Origin of the sequence: Brevibacillus nitrificans (genome assembly GCF_003710965.1) — a bacterium.
Classification (GTDB): domain Bacteria; phylum Bacillota; class Bacilli; order Brevibacillales; family Brevibacillaceae; genus Brevibacillus; species Brevibacillus centrosporus.
Genome location: NZ_RHHU01000011.1, coordinates 132,620 through 147,979, shown reverse-complemented (window position 1 = coordinate 147,979; position 15,360 = coordinate 132,620). Strand labels below are relative to the sequence as shown.

17 protein-coding genes are annotated in these 15,360 nt (G+C 51.8%); 7 read left to right on the top strand and 10 right to left on the bottom strand.

The window, feature by feature from the left end; all coding sequences use genetic code 11:
• Nucleotides 1-62 precede the first annotated feature (62 nt).
• The 3 genes from EDM59_RS18705 to EDM59_RS18695 are packed head-to-tail and all read left to right on the top strand — an operon-like array spanning nucleotide 63 to nucleotide 2,127.
• Nucleotides 63-863 carry an NAD kinase gene (locus EDM59_RS18705; RefSeq protein ID WP_122925009.1) on the top strand — a complete coding sequence of 267 codons (801 nt, stop codon included), beginning with the start codon at nucleotides 63-65 and terminating at the stop codon, nucleotides 861-863.
• Nucleotides 864-887: 24 nt separating this feature from the next.
• The gene (locus EDM59_RS18700) at nucleotides 888-1,607 is read left to right on the top strand and encodes an MOSC domain-containing protein (RefSeq protein WP_122925008.1); all 720 of its coding nucleotides are present in this window, start codon (nucleotides 888-890) and stop codon (nucleotides 1,605-1,607) included.
• Between the two features lie 43 nt (nucleotides 1,608-1,650).
• Nucleotides 1,651-2,127: a YbaK/EbsC family protein gene (locus EDM59_RS18695; RefSeq protein ID WP_122925212.1), complete on the top strand. Its 477-nt coding sequence runs from the start codon at nucleotides 1,651-1,653 to the stop codon at nucleotides 2,125-2,127.
• A 45-nt stretch (nucleotides 2,128-2,172) separates the two neighbouring features.
• Here the strand turns inward: EDM59_RS18695 and EDM59_RS18690 are convergent, their stop codons facing one another.
• The 6 genes from EDM59_RS18690 to EDM59_RS31115 all read right to left on the bottom strand — a co-directional run bounded on the left by EDM59_RS18690 (nucleotide 2,173) and on the right by EDM59_RS31115 (nucleotide 7,634).
• Nucleotides 2,173-2,679 carry a GNAT family N-acetyltransferase gene (locus tag EDM59_RS18690; protein ID WP_122925007.1) on the bottom strand — a complete coding sequence of 169 codons (507 nt, stop codon included), beginning with the start codon at nucleotides 2,677-2,679 and terminating at the stop codon, nucleotides 2,173-2,175.
• A gap of 48 nt (nucleotides 2,680-2,727) precedes the next feature.
• Complete coding sequence (locus tag EDM59_RS18685; protein ID WP_122925006.1) at nucleotides 2,728-3,462, bottom strand: exonuclease domain-containing protein; 735 nt, start codon at nucleotides 3,460-3,462, stop codon at nucleotides 2,728-2,730.
• 12 nt (nucleotides 3,463-3,474) lie between these two features.
• Complete coding sequence (locus tag EDM59_RS18680; RefSeq protein WP_122925005.1) at nucleotides 3,475-4,644, bottom strand: DUF294 nucleotidyltransferase-like domain-containing protein; 1,170 nt, start codon at nucleotides 4,642-4,644, stop codon at nucleotides 3,475-3,477.
• Nucleotides 4,538-5,872, bottom strand: coding sequence for an ammonium transporter (locus EDM59_RS18675; RefSeq protein WP_122925004.1), 1,335 nt, complete (start codon nucleotides 5,870-5,872; stop codon nucleotides 4,538-4,540). The genes EDM59_RS18680 and EDM59_RS18675 overlap by 107 nt, the downstream gene beginning before the upstream one ends.
• A 124-nt stretch (nucleotides 5,873-5,996) precedes the next feature.
• Nucleotides 5,997-7,238: an MFS transporter gene (locus tag EDM59_RS18670; RefSeq protein ID WP_122925003.1), complete on the bottom strand. Its 1,242-nt coding sequence runs from the start codon at nucleotides 7,236-7,238 to the stop codon at nucleotides 5,997-5,999.
• 243 nt (nucleotides 7,239-7,481) lie between these two features.
• On the bottom strand, nucleotides 7,482-7,634 hold the full coding sequence (locus EDM59_RS31115) for a hypothetical protein (RefSeq protein WP_170184320.1): 153 nt from the start codon (nucleotides 7,632-7,634) through the stop codon (nucleotides 7,482-7,484).
• A 146-nt stretch (nucleotides 7,635-7,780) separates the two neighbouring features.
• Between EDM59_RS31115 and EDM59_RS18665 the strand changes: the two genes are divergently transcribed.
• Entirely contained in the window at nucleotides 7,781-8,128 is a 348-nt protein-coding gene (locus EDM59_RS18665; protein WP_122925002.1) for a toprim domain-containing protein, read from the top strand.
• A gap of 55 nt (nucleotides 8,129-8,183) precedes the next feature.
• Nucleotides 8,184-8,408 (top strand): hypothetical protein, encoded by a 225-nt coding sequence (locus tag EDM59_RS18660; RefSeq protein ID WP_246011117.1) that lies wholly within the window; start codon nucleotides 8,184-8,186, stop codon nucleotides 8,406-8,408.
• A 39-nt stretch (nucleotides 8,409-8,447) separates the two neighbouring features.
• On the opposite strand, the gene EDM59_RS18655 is transcribed toward EDM59_RS18660, so the two are convergent.
• Nucleotides 8,448-9,227 carry an undecaprenyl-diphosphate phosphatase gene (locus EDM59_RS18655; RefSeq protein ID WP_122925001.1) on the bottom strand — a complete coding sequence of 260 codons (780 nt, stop codon included), beginning with the start codon at nucleotides 9,225-9,227 and terminating at the stop codon, nucleotides 8,448-8,450.
• 193 nt (nucleotides 9,228-9,420) lie between these two features.
• Between EDM59_RS18655 and EDM59_RS18650 the strand changes: the two genes are divergently transcribed.
• Nucleotides 9,421-10,326 (top strand): CvfB family protein, encoded by a 906-nt coding sequence (locus EDM59_RS18650; RefSeq protein ID WP_122925211.1) that lies wholly within the window; start codon nucleotides 9,421-9,423, stop codon nucleotides 10,324-10,326.
• A gap of 78 nt (nucleotides 10,327-10,404) precedes the next feature.
• On the opposite strand, the gene EDM59_RS18645 is transcribed toward EDM59_RS18650, so the two are convergent.
• The 3 genes from EDM59_RS18645 to EDM59_RS18635 are packed head-to-tail and all read right to left on the bottom strand — an operon-like array spanning nucleotide 10,405 to nucleotide 13,884.
• The gene (locus tag EDM59_RS18645; protein WP_122925000.1) at nucleotides 10,405-12,357 is read right to left on the bottom strand and encodes a TRAP transporter permease; all 1,953 of its coding nucleotides are present in this window, start codon (nucleotides 12,355-12,357) and stop codon (nucleotides 10,405-10,407) included.
• Nucleotides 12,358-12,873: a DUF1850 domain-containing protein gene (locus EDM59_RS18640; RefSeq protein ID WP_342769218.1), complete on the bottom strand. Its 516-nt coding sequence runs from the start codon at nucleotides 12,871-12,873 to the stop codon at nucleotides 12,358-12,360. It abuts the gene before it with no gap.
• A gap of 12 nt (nucleotides 12,874-12,885) precedes the next feature.
• Nucleotides 12,886-13,884 carry a TAXI family TRAP transporter solute-binding subunit gene (locus EDM59_RS18635; RefSeq protein ID WP_122924998.1) on the bottom strand — a complete coding sequence of 333 codons (999 nt, stop codon included), beginning with the start codon at nucleotides 13,882-13,884 and terminating at the stop codon, nucleotides 12,886-12,888.
• 191 nt (nucleotides 13,885-14,075) lie between these two features.
• Between EDM59_RS18635 and EDM59_RS18630 the strand changes: the two genes are divergently transcribed.
• The gene (locus EDM59_RS18630) at nucleotides 14,076-15,356 is read left to right on the top strand and encodes an ATP-binding protein (RefSeq protein WP_122924997.1); all 1,281 of its coding nucleotides are present in this window, start codon (nucleotides 14,076-14,078) and stop codon (nucleotides 15,354-15,356) included.
• The last annotated feature ends 4 nt before the right edge of the window (nucleotides 15,357-15,360 follow it).

Genomic DNA, 15,360 nt, shown 5'->3' with positions numbered 1-15,360 from the left:
TAGTGAGGAAAAAGAGAAGCGGTTTTTGGCGCTTGCAAGGATAAAAGTGAGGGCAGATCAGCATGAAGATTGCGACTGTACTGCGAAATGACGATTATACGCGAGAAGTAGAACAAGCCTTAAAGGATAAGCTGAGAGCAACGAAAAGCCCCTGTGAGTTCGTGAGCGGTCCTGACGAGCACCCGGATATGGTTCTATCCATTGGGGGAGACGGAACGCTGCTCGAAGCCGTTCATCAATACGGGATCGAACCGGCTTATGTAGGGATACATACAGGCCATCTGGGGTTTTATGCAGACTGGCGCCCTGATGAACTTGATGAGTTTGTGGAAAGACTGGTGCAGCAAGCGGAGCCTGCGATCGTGGAATACCCGATAGTCGAGTGCCGGATCACCATGAGAGACGGGCAGGTTTTTGACAAATGGGCATTGAACGAGCTCGTTTTGCGCAATGCCTCCCTCTCTACGCTGGTCGCATGTGTGTACATCAACGGGGACGAGCTGGAGACATTCCGCGGAGACGGCTTGATCGTTTCCTCGCCTTCGGGGAGCACGGCTTACAATAAGGCTGTCGATGGAGCGATTGTGCACCCTTCCATTGAAGCGATTCAGCTGTCGGAGATCGCCTCGATCAACAATCAGGCGTATCGAACCATCAACAGCTCTCTGGTTTTACCCAAGCACCACGAGGTCGAGCTCATCGTGATGAACCCGGAGATCATGATTGGCTTGGACCGCGAGCAGGCGATCTGGAAGGATGTTCGCTCCATTGCTTGTCGGGTCGGACAGGAGAAGGTGAAGTTTGCCCGCTACAAGCGTCTGACCTTTTGGAGCCGCGTACGCAATTCGTTTATCAAAGGATAGAGAGCGTATAAAGGAGAGGGTTTTGTGAAGCAAGTGGGGAAATTGCAAAGCATCTTTCGGCATCCGGTCAAAGCGATGGGGGGAGAACAGCTGACATCCTGCCAAGTGGACGCTTTTGGCTTGTATGGAGATCGGGGCTATTATTTTCTGGACGAGTCGCGCAACGGCAAATACTTGAGTGCCGATGTCGTACCAGCGATGCTCGGCTATACGGCAGCCTTTGTAGGAGAAGCGATGGATCAGCAGTATCCCGAGGTGCAGGTCGCAGCGAAAGACGGAAGCACGCATGCATGGGGGGAATCCCTGTTTTCCCATGTGGCTGAAACGGCGAAAAGGGCTGTTCAGCCGGGCAGAAGCACGCCTCAGGAGGGCGGGAGGAACTGGGAGGATCATATCTTGCTCGTGACAGACGCCTCCTTGCGCGAAATCGCTCGGCTGATCGGTGAACAACAGATTGATCCCAGACGCTTTCGAGGAAATCTCGTGATCGTATTGGACGAAGACGAGCCGTTTACCGAGGATGGTTGGATCGGCAAACAGATTAAAATCAATGACGTCACGCTGCAGGTCAACCGTCATTGCGAGCGATGCATGTACGTCAATATCGATCCGGACACGCTGGAAATAAACCCGGCCGTTTTGAAGACGTGCGTGAAGCGGCACGACAATCATTTTGGCGTGTACGCTTCGGTGATTACCCCTGGAAAGCTGGCAGAAGGGGACACCGTGTTTGTATCCGAGTAGGGCGGCAGCATTCCGTTAGCAGGTGCTGCACATGGAGGAAGAGATGAAGACAAGTCCTTTGCAAAGAGTCGAGCATTTCGTGCAACAGTATGATCCCGCACTGGTACCTTTGATTTTTCCAGAGCCGATGAAAACGTCAGAATCGGCAGCGGATGCCCTTGGGGTGGAGGTCGGTCAGATCGCCAAGTCCATTTTGTTTCGCGCTCAGGATCAGTACGCCATGATTGTCGCAGCTGGTGACGTGCGCATTCACGCCAAGCAGATCAAGGCTGTTTTTCAAGGGGCAAAAGGGAGGATGGCTTCCCCGGACGAGGTGGAGGCTGTGACTGGCTTTCAGGTCGGGGCGGTCTGCCCGTTTGCCCTGCTTCAGGAGGTTCCTGTCTTTGTAGATGCTTCTCTGCAGCGCTTTGATGTCGTGTACACAGCGGCAGGAATTGCGGAAGCGCTGTTGGCGGTTTCCTTTCAGCAGCTGCTGGACATCACGGGAGCTAAGGTAATTGATGCTGCTTCGGCCGAGTAAACAACAAAAATCCGTCCTGCGATGATGCGGACGGATTTTTTCATTTCACGAGATTTGCCGTTCACTCACCATCCACTCGTAATAATGGACGTCATGCCATTCCCCGAATTTATAGCCCACCTCTCGAAGCGTCCCAACCAGATGAAAGCCGAATTTTTCATGGAGCTTGACGCTGGCTGCATTTCCCGCCGTAATCCCGCTGATGACCGCATGGTAGCCAAGCTCTCGCGTGCGCTGCTGGATTTCCGCCATCAAAGAGGACCCGATGTGCTTCCCGCGCTGATTTTCGGCAATGTAGATCGAAAGCTCTGCCGTACCTGCATAAGCAGGCTTTTCGCGAAAAGCGGAGAGGCAGCAATACCCGACGACCTCTCCTTCTTCTTCTGCCACAATCAGCGGGTAGCGTTCCCCGTGCTTGCGGAACCAGGCCTCGCGCTGTGTGAGACTCTGTTCCTCCAGATCAAAGGTGGCTACGAGCGTTTTCACGGCTTGGTTGTAGATCTTGAGCATGGCAGGCAAATCATTTATATGTGCATCGCGAATGTGAATCATGGGAATCCCTCGTTTGTCATTCGTTGTAAAAGAATAAGCTGGGCAAGGCTAGCGTAGGGCTTCGTAAACCTGCCGCAGATTGGTATACCCGGCCTCCTGAGCCTTGAGCAAGTATTTTCCCCAGAGCGTACCGGCTGCCACGGCATCGCAATAGGCATGATGCCGTCGCGAGATCGGGATGTCATGCTGGGCGCAAAGGGCATCCAACGAGCCATTGCCGATCGGTTTGCTGAGCAAGCGGATCAGCAGCATCGTATCCAGCATCCGGTGTGTCAGGGGACGCCGGCTCGTCTTCCACAGGCCAGCCCGAAAAAATTCGCGCTCGTGACGGGAGTGGTGAGCGACGAGTGGACGATCGCCGACAAATTGAAAGAAGCGGGACATGGCTTGCAAGAGATCGGGAGCATCTTCAACCATTTCATCTGAAATCCCGGTTAGAGAGCTTACGTGAGGGGGAATCCTGCGCCCTGGATTGACCATAGTGTAAAAGGAATCGCCCAGAAGCAGCCTGTCGCCTTTCATCGCTACCGCACCGATCGAGATGATTGCATCCCCGTGATCCGGGTAAAAGCCCGTCGTCTCCAAATCGACAACGACCACCTCCAGATTTTCCAGAGGGATGTCTGCGCCTGAATCGGCCTGCTGCCGCTGCTTGCCCAGGGAGCGTAAATAAGCGAGATGCTGCTTGTCGCCGTCGTTGTGTCCGATGTTCCACTCACCTTGTATACCTGCTGTATCGCGGTTTATATGCCATAAGCGTCCAAACAGATCCCATTTTGCCAAAAACGTTCCCTCCTACCCTCTAAAGACGGATGGGAGCTTTGCTGTCATTCGCTGCAGACGGATGGCAAGCTTCATGGCAGTCCGCGCCATCGTCGTGGTATCGGCTGACAGTTCCCCGAGTTTAATGTAGCTGTTGCTGGCGTATTGTCCGTCCTCCCAATGGAGCGGAGCGACGAGACGCAGTCCCAGCAGCTGCCGGAAATGGTTTTCCACGTCATCGCAAAAGCTTTTCTCCCAAATTCCCTTTTCGCGCAGCAGAGCGAGTCGCTCAAGTGTTGAGCTGCAGAAAATGCCGTTGAAAAGGGCGTAATGACGGATGCAATTGACGATGGGGAGGTAAATGCCGTACTTCAAATTGATTGCGCCGCGGAATCGGCCATTGACCTCGGGCAGGATTCGTCCGAATAGCCCGAGCGGAACCCGGTAGTGCAGAGTGTTGCTCACAAGACGGCTCATCAGAAATGCGTTGTTTGTAAGCATCTGACGGAAGCGATCGAGAACGGGCTGGAAAATAGCCGATTCGCCCCATAGTACGCGGGCGTCGCTCGCGAGAAGCAAATAACGGGCATTTTCCCAGATGGGGTGAGAGGCCCACGCTTCCAGTCGCTCGATCCATTGTTCTACGCTTCCTCGCCATTTTTGCGACACGCAAGTCACGTTTCCCTGACATGGAGGATAGCCTGCTTCCTCCAGTCCTTGTACGATCGTCGCCCCCAACAGATGAAAATAGCTGTGCACTTTCTCTTTCTCGGCAGCATCCAGATGATCAGGGAGCTGGTAGACGAGCCCGTTGTCCTGATCGCTGATGAGTGCCTGCTCATAGCGTCCGCCGCTGCCGAACGAAAGAAAGGCAAAAGGGACGGGAGGTGTCCCCACGCCCCGTTTTGCCAGTTCATTGACGGACAGCAGTATGCTTTGACGGATGATGTTGTCATGAATCAGATTGACGACGATGGCATACGGTGCCAGCTCGCCAGCCCGTGTCAGGCCTCGCAGGGGAGCCGCATCCAGCAATTCCTGACGAATCAGGGATAGCTCCTGAAACGACTCCGCCTTGCTGATTCTCTCCAATTGCTCAGGTGAGAGTGTGAGAGGCACTCGTTTTGGCGGTTGCTGTGGGTTGTACGCGTTCAGGTTGGAGAAGTTCGGGATAACCGTATCCCCCGTGTTCGCTAAGGTCAAGACCAACCACCTCTTCTTCTTCAGTTACGCGAAGACCGATCGTTGCTTTCAGAACAGACAGAATGATGTAAGAGATAACGAATACGTAGACAATCGCGCCAGCCAGACCGAGTGCCTGCACACCGAGCTGGTGGAAGCCGCCGCCGTAGAACAGACCAGCGCCGCCCACGCCGACTTTTTCTGCGAGCTCAGGTGTGGCGAACAGGCCTGTAGACAAAGTCCCCCAGATTCCAGCGACTCCATGTACAGAGAAGGCGAAGATCGGGTCGTCAATGCCGATTCGGTCAAACCAGATGGATGTGTAGAATGTCAGAATACCCGACACGGCACCAATCAGGACAGCCGCCCAAGGATCGACGAACGCGCAAGAAGCGGTAATCGCAACGAGGGCAGCCAGTACGCCGTTCAGCATGCTTGGAATATCTGCTTTCCCCATGACAATCCAGGAAATCGCCAAAGCGGCGACTGCTCCTGCTGCGGTAGCGAGGTTGGTCGTCATGGCGATGTAGCCGAAAAATCCGGACGTACTGCCGAGTGTGGAGCCAGCATTGAAGCCGAACCAGCCGATCCACAGGAAAAGAACACCGAGGACGGAATACACTTGGTTATGACCAGGAATCAGATTGGAGCTCCCATCGCGGTTGTATTTACCGAGACGCGGCTTCAAAAGAATCGTAGCGACCAAAGCGACGATCGCGCCTTGCAAGTGGACGACTGTGGAACCGGCGAAATCTTGCATGCCGAGCTGAGCCAACCAGCCGCCGCCCCATACCCAGTGACCGACTACAGGATAGATAAGGACCGTAAACAGCACGCTGAAAATGAAGTAGATCGACAGCTTGGCACGCTCTGCGAAGCCGCCCCAGGCGATCGCGAGTGATACCGCGCAAAAAGCTAGCTGGAACAAGAAGAGAATCGAAATCGGAACGGTTGCTGCAGAAAAAGCAGAGAAAGAGTCCGTGGAGTTTCCATCAAAGAAGAATCCGGATAGGCCGAGAAATGAGTTGCCGTCTCCAAAGGTCAGGCCGAAGCCAAGGGCCCAAAATGCGATTGAGCAGATACCGAAAGTAAGGACAGTCTTGCCGGAGACGTGACCAGCGTTTTTCATGCGAGTCGATCCAGCCTCTAAGAGTGCAAAGCCTACTTGCATGAGGATGACCAGAATCGCGGATACCATGACCCACGTGGCATCAATGGCAGAAGAGAGTTGCGCTAGAGTCGGTTCCATTCAATCCACTCCTTTTTGGTGTTAGGTTATCTAACACTTCGTTTATTTATGTCAGATTATATGACATGAAAAGTTGCAATGCAATTCTTTTTTGAAAAAATAATGAAAACACCAATCCTTCAGACTACGCGCCGAAAGATTGGTGTTTTTGTGTGTTTTTATGCTTTTCTACATACAGGCCCACGACCGTGAGCACCGCTAAAAACAGGCCGCTGATCAAGAACAGCTGCTGTACGGGGAGCTTCCCAAGCCAGACTGCCCCTAAAATACTGGATAGCATGCCAAAGAAAGTAAAGAGCAGCATATTGATCGCGTAAACTTTTCCTACATTGGTTTCGGAGGCTTTGATCTGAATGGCAGTTACCGTAGGGATGCCGATGAGCGGTCCTCCTATGCCTGCCAATGCCGCACCGAGAAAGGCAATCCAATGCAGGGAGATCCCGCCTGTCAGCAGCAGGAATCCTCCAGCCTGCATCATCCAGCCCATCAGAATCACAAACAGATGACGGGTGTAGTAAGCACGTGACATGTACAGGCTGCCAAGCAGATTGCCGATTCCGTAAAAGCCCATCAGCATGGCCAGGGTGCTGCCATCCCCTTGATTCATTCGCTCGGCGAGAAAAGGAAAGCCGACGTTGTACGTGACGAGCCAGATGAGGTAGCCCAGATTCCCAAAGAGCAGGATCAGAAACAGGGGCTGGTTTTGCCGAAGCTCAGAAACGCCTGTAGCAATGTCCTGCCTGTACTGCTGCATGGTCAATTTGCTTGTGTGATTCTCCTGCCTGGAACGCGGGGAATATTGGATGGCAAAAACGAAAAAGACGGAAACCAGATAGCTTCCCGCATTGACGAAAAACAAGGTAGACAGCGGTACTGCCGATGCGAGCAAGCCAATCGTCATGGGAGCCAAAATTCGGATGGTGCGAAACGTGGTATCCAGAATTCCGTTGGCCCGACTCAGCGATTCGAGCGGGATGATGTTGGTCAGCGCCACAGTTCGTGCCGGCTGAAAGACGCTGGAGAACACACCGAGCAAGAATTGAGCAGCTAAAAAGAATGCGAAGTTTTCTATGCCGTAAGCTGCCATCACACCGACGCCAATCACGACAGCTACGCGGGCGATGTCTGCCCCGACCATGAGCAGGCGAGGACTAAAGCGATCCGCAAGTACGCCGCCGACCAAGTAAAACAGCAGCCCTGCAACCATTTCCGGAATGGCGAGGACACTGAGGGCTGATCCCGATTTGGTCGCCTGCAGTAAATACCAGAGCAAAGCAAAGCTATAGCACTGATCCCCGATATTGGCCGTCAGCTGTGCCAGCCAGAGCTTCAGGAACGAGCGGTTCTTCCATAATGAGGCTTCCACTTGAAATCTCCTTTATCCGGTCAAATATTCGGAAAAATATTTTTTAATTAGCGTAGCAAGGCGATGAGGGAATGTAAAGGGATTCAAGCGAAAAGGGCCAGACCCATAAAAAAGAAGCCGACGGGCGGCTTCTTTTTTCGCGCAGTAAGAATGGTATCTGATTGGGCAGCCTAGCGAGACTTCGAACGAAGTGGGAAAGCAGGACTTGTGCCCTTTGGATACGAAGGCTCCGCCAACAGGCTTTTAACGGGAGGTGGTTTGATTTTGCTGCTGATGCTGCGAAGAAGATCCCTGGTTGTTTTCTGTATGCGTATCATCGGCAACAGTACTGCTGGTCAATCCGGTTACCGCAAGTCCTTTTTGATTCAAGTTTTTTGCGCTTTTAAATTTGCCCATGTAGATCGCTCCTTTGTGATGGATCTCCCCTTTACCATGCCCGAAAAAACGTCATCCCTACTCATCCACTTCTTGCCCGGGATGTTGGAATGGAATCGATCAGGTATACTACAAGGACAAAGGCCAAGCGAGTAGGGAGTGAGGGAATGGCTGGATGTGTGATCATTGTGGAAGGAAAGACGGACAAAGAGCGGCTGCTGAAGATATTGGCAGAGCCGGTAACGATTCTTTGTACATATGGCACCTACAGCTCGGAGCGGGGAGAGGAGCTCCTCCTGCAAGCACAGGACGCGGACGAGATCTACCTGTTTACCGATGAGGATTTTAGTGGAAAAAAATTGCGCGCACATTTAATGGAAGATTTTCCGCGGGGGGTACACCTGCACACGCAAAAAATGTATGGAGAAGTGGCCAATACTCCTCTTTCGGTGCTGGCTGAAATTTTGGATCGCGCCGGGCTTGCAGTGAACATGGAGCACCTTGAACCCGATTGAGCGACAGGGGGATAAAACATCTTTTCATCGGCTATAACAATAGGTAGATGGATAGGTGGAGGTGCAAGCCGATTTGCATAGTGTGATGCGTTTCTTCAACCGTATGAATGCCCTTGTATGGTTAGCTGGTATCTTTGTTGCTCACGCCGCACTGTATATAGCCTTGGGAACAGCGACATGGTTTACGACAGCTCTTCTGGCTACCTGTTTTTACGGGGCAGTGATTTTGGTCGGGAAGCTGATCGGGACTTATTACAAGGATAAGGAAGAAAGCAAATGAAAGCCGACTCGCTGCAGTCGGCTTTACCTATATGTCTGTTTACCAGCCCTGCCATTGCAGGAAGAGGATGAATATGCCAAGGATCCACACATAGATCGCAAAGCCTTTCATGGAACCGGTGCTAATGAGCTTGAGCATCCAGCGAATGGCGAAATAGCCCGCGATCGCAGAAAACATCGTCCCGATGATCATCGGTATGAGCAGAGTAGTCTCGATTGGCGCTTTGGCGAGCTTGGCGGTTTGCAGGACGCATGCACCGAGAATCGCGGGCAACGAGAGCAAAAATGAAAAGCGTGCGGCGTCTGCTCGGTCGATTCCACGCATGAGAGAACCGGCAATCGTCAAGCCTGAGCGGGAAATGGCGGGCAGGATGGCAGCTCCTTGCAGAGCGCCGATGATCAGAGCGTCTGTATAGTTGATCTGATCAAAGGTCCGGCGACCGCGGCGCAGCGATTCCACGCCCCAGAGGATGGCACCGGTCGCGAGGAATTCCCATCCGATCGTTACCCCCGTTTGCGATATTTCTTCAAAATAGTCTTCAAAGGCAAGCCCGATGACCGCCGTAGGAATGGTCCCGACGACGAGCAGCCGCGTCAGCTTGCTGAACGGATTGGTGAGGATGTAGTGAATCTGCGGCCAAAAGACAATCACGACTGCGATGAGTGTACCGAAGTGCAGCATCGTATCAAATAACAAGCCCGCCTCCTGCAAGCCAAACAGCTTGCGAAACAAGACGAGGTGGCCTGTGCTGGAAATAGGTAAGAACTCTGTCAAGCCTTGAACAATGCCCAGAAAGATATGTTCGAGCAAAAGCAGCATGGCAATCCGTCACTCCTAACGTCTTGGAAATGGAAGAGGAGCATGTCTATACACTTTCATGTGTATGTTTGCTTGCCAAAGACTTGCCTTTTTTGTTTGTCCTTGTCTTTGATTGGAAAAAAGTTGTGGTATTTTCACCTGCCAGGCGGGTATAGTTAGTGTGCATAGTGGACGAGAGTGAGGAATGGAAGGAATGTACAAGGGACAAAAGCCAGTTCGGAAAAGTGTAGCGCCAAGTCGTTTGCAGGCAGGGACGATACTTTTCATGACAGTCGCTCGGAAAACGGACATCGGCTACTTTTTGAAGACGGGCGCAGATGAAGTGTTTTTGCATAAAAATGAGGCCCATGGACCTTTGGATATGGACGAAGAGGTCGAGGTCTTTTTGTACCACGACCATGAAAATCGGCTGGCAGCCACGATGGATCTGCCTTATGTAGGAATGGGAGAGTACGGCTGGCTAGAGGTAGTGGATCTCTCCTCCAAAATGGGCGTGTTTTTGGACAACGGAATCAATAAGCATCTTCTGGTGTTTATTGATGATTTGCCCAAGCTCAGAGATGAATGGCCGCGTCCGGGAGATCGCCTGCTGGTCGCGCTAAAGCAGGACAAGCAAGGCCGAATGCTGGCAAAGCCTGTAACGGAGCAGGAGGTTTTGCAGATTTCTGTCCAAGCCGATGAGAGCATGAGAAACAAAAATGTGGAAGCTACCGTGTACAAGGTCATTGCAGCAGGAGCGTTTCTCTTGACCGAGGACGAACATATCATGTTCATTCACCGCGACGAGATGACGGAGCGGATGAGACTGGGTCAAACCGTTCGTTGCCGTGTCAGCTTCGTGCGCGAGGATGGCAGATTGAACGGATCGATGAGAGAGCGTAAGGAAGTCCAATACGGAGAAGATGCCGAAAAGCTGCTCCGTTATATGAACAACCGCGACGGTGCCATGCCGTACACGGACAAGACAGATGCAGACATCATCCAGGATAAATTTCAGATGAGCAAATCCAGCTTCAAGCGGGCGCTGGGCAAGCTGATGAAAGAGCGCAGAGTCGAGCAGGTCGATGGCTGGACGAAAGTGATCAAGCAAGAAGACTAGGCAAGGCAAAAAAATCCCTCCTGTACGCTGTTCGAGTGGAACAAGCGTATGAGAGGGATTCTTTTTTGTGAAAAAGCTCTAGGCAGTAGTCTGCAGTGGTTGCCTTTGTTTGCGAGCTTTGTACAAAGAATAACCGAAGACGAGACCGAGAAGCACAAAACCGGCGATATCAGTCTCAATGCCAGGGATGACAGCAAGAATGCCACCGGCGAAAGCCAGGATGCGCTCGAATGGATTGAGCTTTGCCATCCAGTATCCAATCAAGCCAGCACCTACCCCGATCATTCCGAGGGTGGAGGTTATCATGACCCAGATGGATTCCCAAAAGGTCGTATCAATCAAAAGCAGGGCGGGTGACACGACAAAGATATAAGGCGCCATAAAGGCGGCGATAGACAATCGAGTGGACTCTACTCCCGTTCGTATCGGCTTTGATTTGGCTATCCCTGCAGCAGCAAAGGCGGCGAGGGCAACCGGCGGCGTAATATCGGCTACGATCCCGAAGTAGAACGTAAACATATGGGCGGCGATCTCGGGTACTCCCAGCTGTACCAAGGCAGGTGCAGCAATGGTGGAGGTGATGATGTAGTTCGCTGTGGTTGGCGTACCCATCCCGAGGATGAGGGAGGCAATCATGGTGAAGAACAGCGTCAGGAAGAGCTGTCCACCTGCCAAATCGATCAGGCCGTTCGCAAGCTTAAGGCCGATCCCGGTTAAAGTGATCGTTCCTACGATAATGCCGGCGCAGGCCGTTGCGGCTACGACACCCAGCGCCATTCTTGCTCCGGACGCGAGTGCTTCCAAAATATCAGCGATGGACATGCGCGTTTCTTTGCGGAAAGCTCCCACGACGATGGTCGAGACGATACCGATAATGGCCGAACGTTCAGCTGAGATGTTCATCATCAATGCAGTGATGATAATGACGATAGGCAGCAGCAGGTACATCTTCTTCAGTACTTCCTTTTTGTTCGGCAGCTCTTCTTTCGTCAGCCCCCGCAATCCGAGACGTTTGGCTTCAAAGTGTGTCATGATCCAGATCCCGACGAAAAACAGGATGGCCGGCAGTGCAGCAGACTTGGCAATCTCCAGATACGGAACCCCGATAAACTCCGCCATCAAAAAGGCAGCTGCTCCCATAACCGGAGGCATAATCTGTCCGCCGGTGGAGGATGAGGCTTCTACCGCAGCGGCAAACTCGGAGCGGTACCCGAGCCGTTTCATCATCGGAATGGTAAAGGCGCCAGAGGTTACGACGTTGGCGACCGAACTTCCGCTGATGGTTCCTTGGAGCGCACTGGAGAAGACCGCTACTTTCGCAGGTCCGCCTATGCGGCGACCAGCGATGACGAGGGATAGATCGTTAAAGTATTCACCGACGCCCGTTTTCTCCAGAAAGGCACCGAACAAGACGAACAGGAAGATAAAAGTGGAAGAAACAGCAAGAGGTGTGCCGAGAATACCCTCTAATGTGTAGTAGCTGTGGCCGATGATGCGCTCCACATCACTGCCGCGGTGTTCCAAGAAGCCAGGCATGTAGGGGCCAAAGTACGTATAGAGCAAGAAAATGGACGCAATGAGAGTGATCGGCACGCCTACGACACGGCGAGCTGCTTCCAGGACAAGCAGGATGGCAACCCCGCCGACGAACATGTCCAGCGTCGTATAGTTTCCTGTGCGTGTAACAAGACCTTCATAATCAAAGACCCAGTAGAGACAGACGCTGACACCCAGCAAGGCGAGAATGACGTTGATGATGCCTACTTTGCTGCCCTTTCCCTTCTTGGTCCCGGCGTACAGCAGGTAGACGAGCCCCAGACCAAACGCCAAGTGGATGGGTCTGTGAATTTGCGGAGGAATCGTGAAAAAGAGTGTGCTCGACAGCTGATAAACGGAAAAGAGTACGAGAAGGATGAACGTGATCCATTTCATCGGACCTGTAAATTGACGAACAGCTGATTCCTTATCGTATTGGGCAATCAGTTGATCCATTTCCTGCTGACTTAGGTTTGTTGGCGTAGTTGTGCTCATCTAGTAGCCTCCTATCATACTAAATATGGATCGCGTTTCCGTTTGGATGGTAATAGCGGAGCCAGGCTTGTCAATGGTACCTAGGGGAATCTCCTGACCGGCAAAAAGCAAGGTATGGTTAGCCCTGACCTGACCGATAAACAGGTGGAGGGCAGGAAAGACGCGGTTCATGTGACGGATACGGAATACTCCATCCGAGATGACTAATTCTTCACCTGGGGACAACTCGTTTTCCATGCCGATGCCGTAGTCATGGAAGGACATTTCCGACAAAACGATCTGCCCGCTCTGGATGCGGTACTGCTCTTCGATTAAAGAGCGATGAATGGAATGAGTCCAACGAATGCCAAACGAAGTATCGGCTGTGATGCTGCGGCTCCACATGAGCTCATGGGACAGCGTATCGCGAATGACCAAGGAAGGGATTACTGGGATGAAGCAAAAAAGAGTGACCGCTGCAAGCAGAAGCAGTAAGGAGAAAAGGCGGAACCCGGTCCGCCCTTTCTGTAATGACATAGACATCGAGGCCTATTTAACGCCTTTTTCATCGAAGAATTTTTTCGCTCCTGGATGCACAGGGAGGCTTACACCAGCCAGTACGCTATCCATCTTGATTTCTTTTGCTTTCGCATGTCCAAGCTTGTCAGTGTTTTCAAAGATAGCCTTTGTGATTTTGTAGACGAGATCCTCGCTCAGATCAGCGCGAACGACCAGCATCGATTTTACAGAAACTGTGGTAACCTCTTCTGGAACAGTTTGATAGGTGTTAGCCGGTACCGTTGTTTTTACATAGAACGGATATTTGGCAATAATGGCATCAATTTTGTCAGCTTCAATCGGAATGATTTTTACACCTGTAGTCGCAGCAAGCTCCGTGATTGCAGCGGTTGGTGTACCTGCTGTTTGGAAGGCTGCATCCAGTTGGCCGTCTTGGATGGCTTTCGCGGAGTCCGCAAAGGAAAGGCGCTGCAGCTGTGTATCTTCAAATTTCAGACCATAGGCTTCCAGGATTTGCTGCGCATTCACCTCAGTACCACTTCCCGGTGCCCCAACCGATACGCGCTTGCCTTTCAGATCCGCTACGCTCTTGATGTTGCTGTCAGAGGAAACGACGATCTGAATGGTTTCATCATAAAGAGCACCTAAAGCCTTAAATGCCTCGATTTTTCCGTCTTTTTCAAACATGTTTGTACCTTTTGCTGCATACTCAGCGATATCGTTTTGGGTAAAGGCGATATCTGCTTTTTTGTCACGCAAAAGGCGAATGTTCTCAGCGGAAGCACCGGTAGCTTGCGCTGTTGCCGTTATACCCGCGTTTTTGGTGATGTGATCGGCCATTCCGCCGCCCAGCGGATAGTAAGTGCCACCCGTACCACCTGTTGCGACGATCAATTGAGAAGGGTCGTTGCTGCCAGCAGCAGCGCCGCCTTGCCCGCCTGGAGCTGCGTTTCCTCCACCTCCACAGGCTGTTACCAGAGACATGGTCAGGAGCAGGGCCAGAGAGAGGAGACGACTTTGTTTTTTCATGGAAATTCCCCCTTATCTAAATGTCGAAGATAAAAAGAGAGTGCCAGAGGTGATCTGGACACTGTCACATGGAATTGTAAGGAGGAAGCTATAAAAAACTACGAAAATCTATAAAAGAATATAGTAAAATAATGGTCAGTGTATTTGGAAAAATTTCCTCGTTCTGGGATGGAGGGATCATGAGGTCATCGATGAGAGAAAACCTCTATATACTCATTGTCATGCTTCTCATCGTACCCATTGCAGGTGAACTGAAATTTCATCCGTTTCAGGATGACTTTCGGATCAGCTTTGGTACAACAGCCTTTTTCTTCTTGCTGCTCTGGCTGCGGCCTTCGTTTCTTGCAGGCTTATTGACTGGTATGACTGTCGTTTTGTTTCGAGTCGGGCTTGACTGGATGTCCGTGGACGATTTTGATTTTGCAAGCTCCTTTTCCCTGCATTTACCAGCTTTCTTCTTTTACGCCACATTTGCCGGACTATTTTCTCTTCTCCGTGTGAATCTGTTTCACCATTTGCCCCTCTGGGTAGGCTTGCTCGGTACGGTGGCTGAGATCGGAGCCAATCTGGTCGAGCTGTGCGTCCGCTTTCGCTCCATCGAACCAGTAGGGCATTGGTCCGTGATTGGACCCATCGTCGCGATCGCCCTCATTCGCAGCTTTTTCGTACTCAGCTTTTTTAACATCATTCAGCTCCGTCAAGCCACATGGCTGGAGAAGCAGCAGCGAAACCGAAACGAGCGGATGCTGATGCTGGTCTCCAACTTGTATGAGGAATCCGTTCATTTAAAAAAGACGCTGCATCAGGTGGAGGAGATCACGAGGGACTGCTACGAGCTGTACCGGAGCATAAAAGAACAGGTGCCAGAGGAATGGGCAGGTCGCTACTCCAAGCAAGCGCTGTCGATCGCAGGACAAGTCCATGAAGTGAAAAAGGACAACCAGCGCATTTACGCAGGGCTTTCCAAACTGATTTCAGACGAAAACGAACGCGATTACATGCCGTTGGGAGAATTAATTTCGATCATCGTTCGGGCGCATGAAAAGTATGCGAGCCTTTTGGGCAAGACGATACGATTTGAATCCCATGTCACGATACCGTACCTGGCATGCCATATTTACACGACACTCTCACTGGTAAACAATCTGGCAGCCAATGCAGTGGAGGCGATCAAGGACAAAGGGTGCGTATCGATCCAAGCCTCATTGTCAGAATCGCGCGAATGGATACAATTTTCCGTGGGTGACAATGGACCCGGGATTCAGGTGAAGGATACGACTCTGCTGTTCATGCCTGGCTTTACGACCAAATACGATGAGTACGGCAAGCCGTCTACGGGGATCGGTCTATGCTATATAAAGGAAGTCATCGACAACCTGGAGGGCAGCATTGAAATAACGGAGAAGCGCGAACAGAAGGAAACTTATTTTACCATACGTTTGCCAATCGCCAGCATCGTCCAGAAAGGGTGAAAGT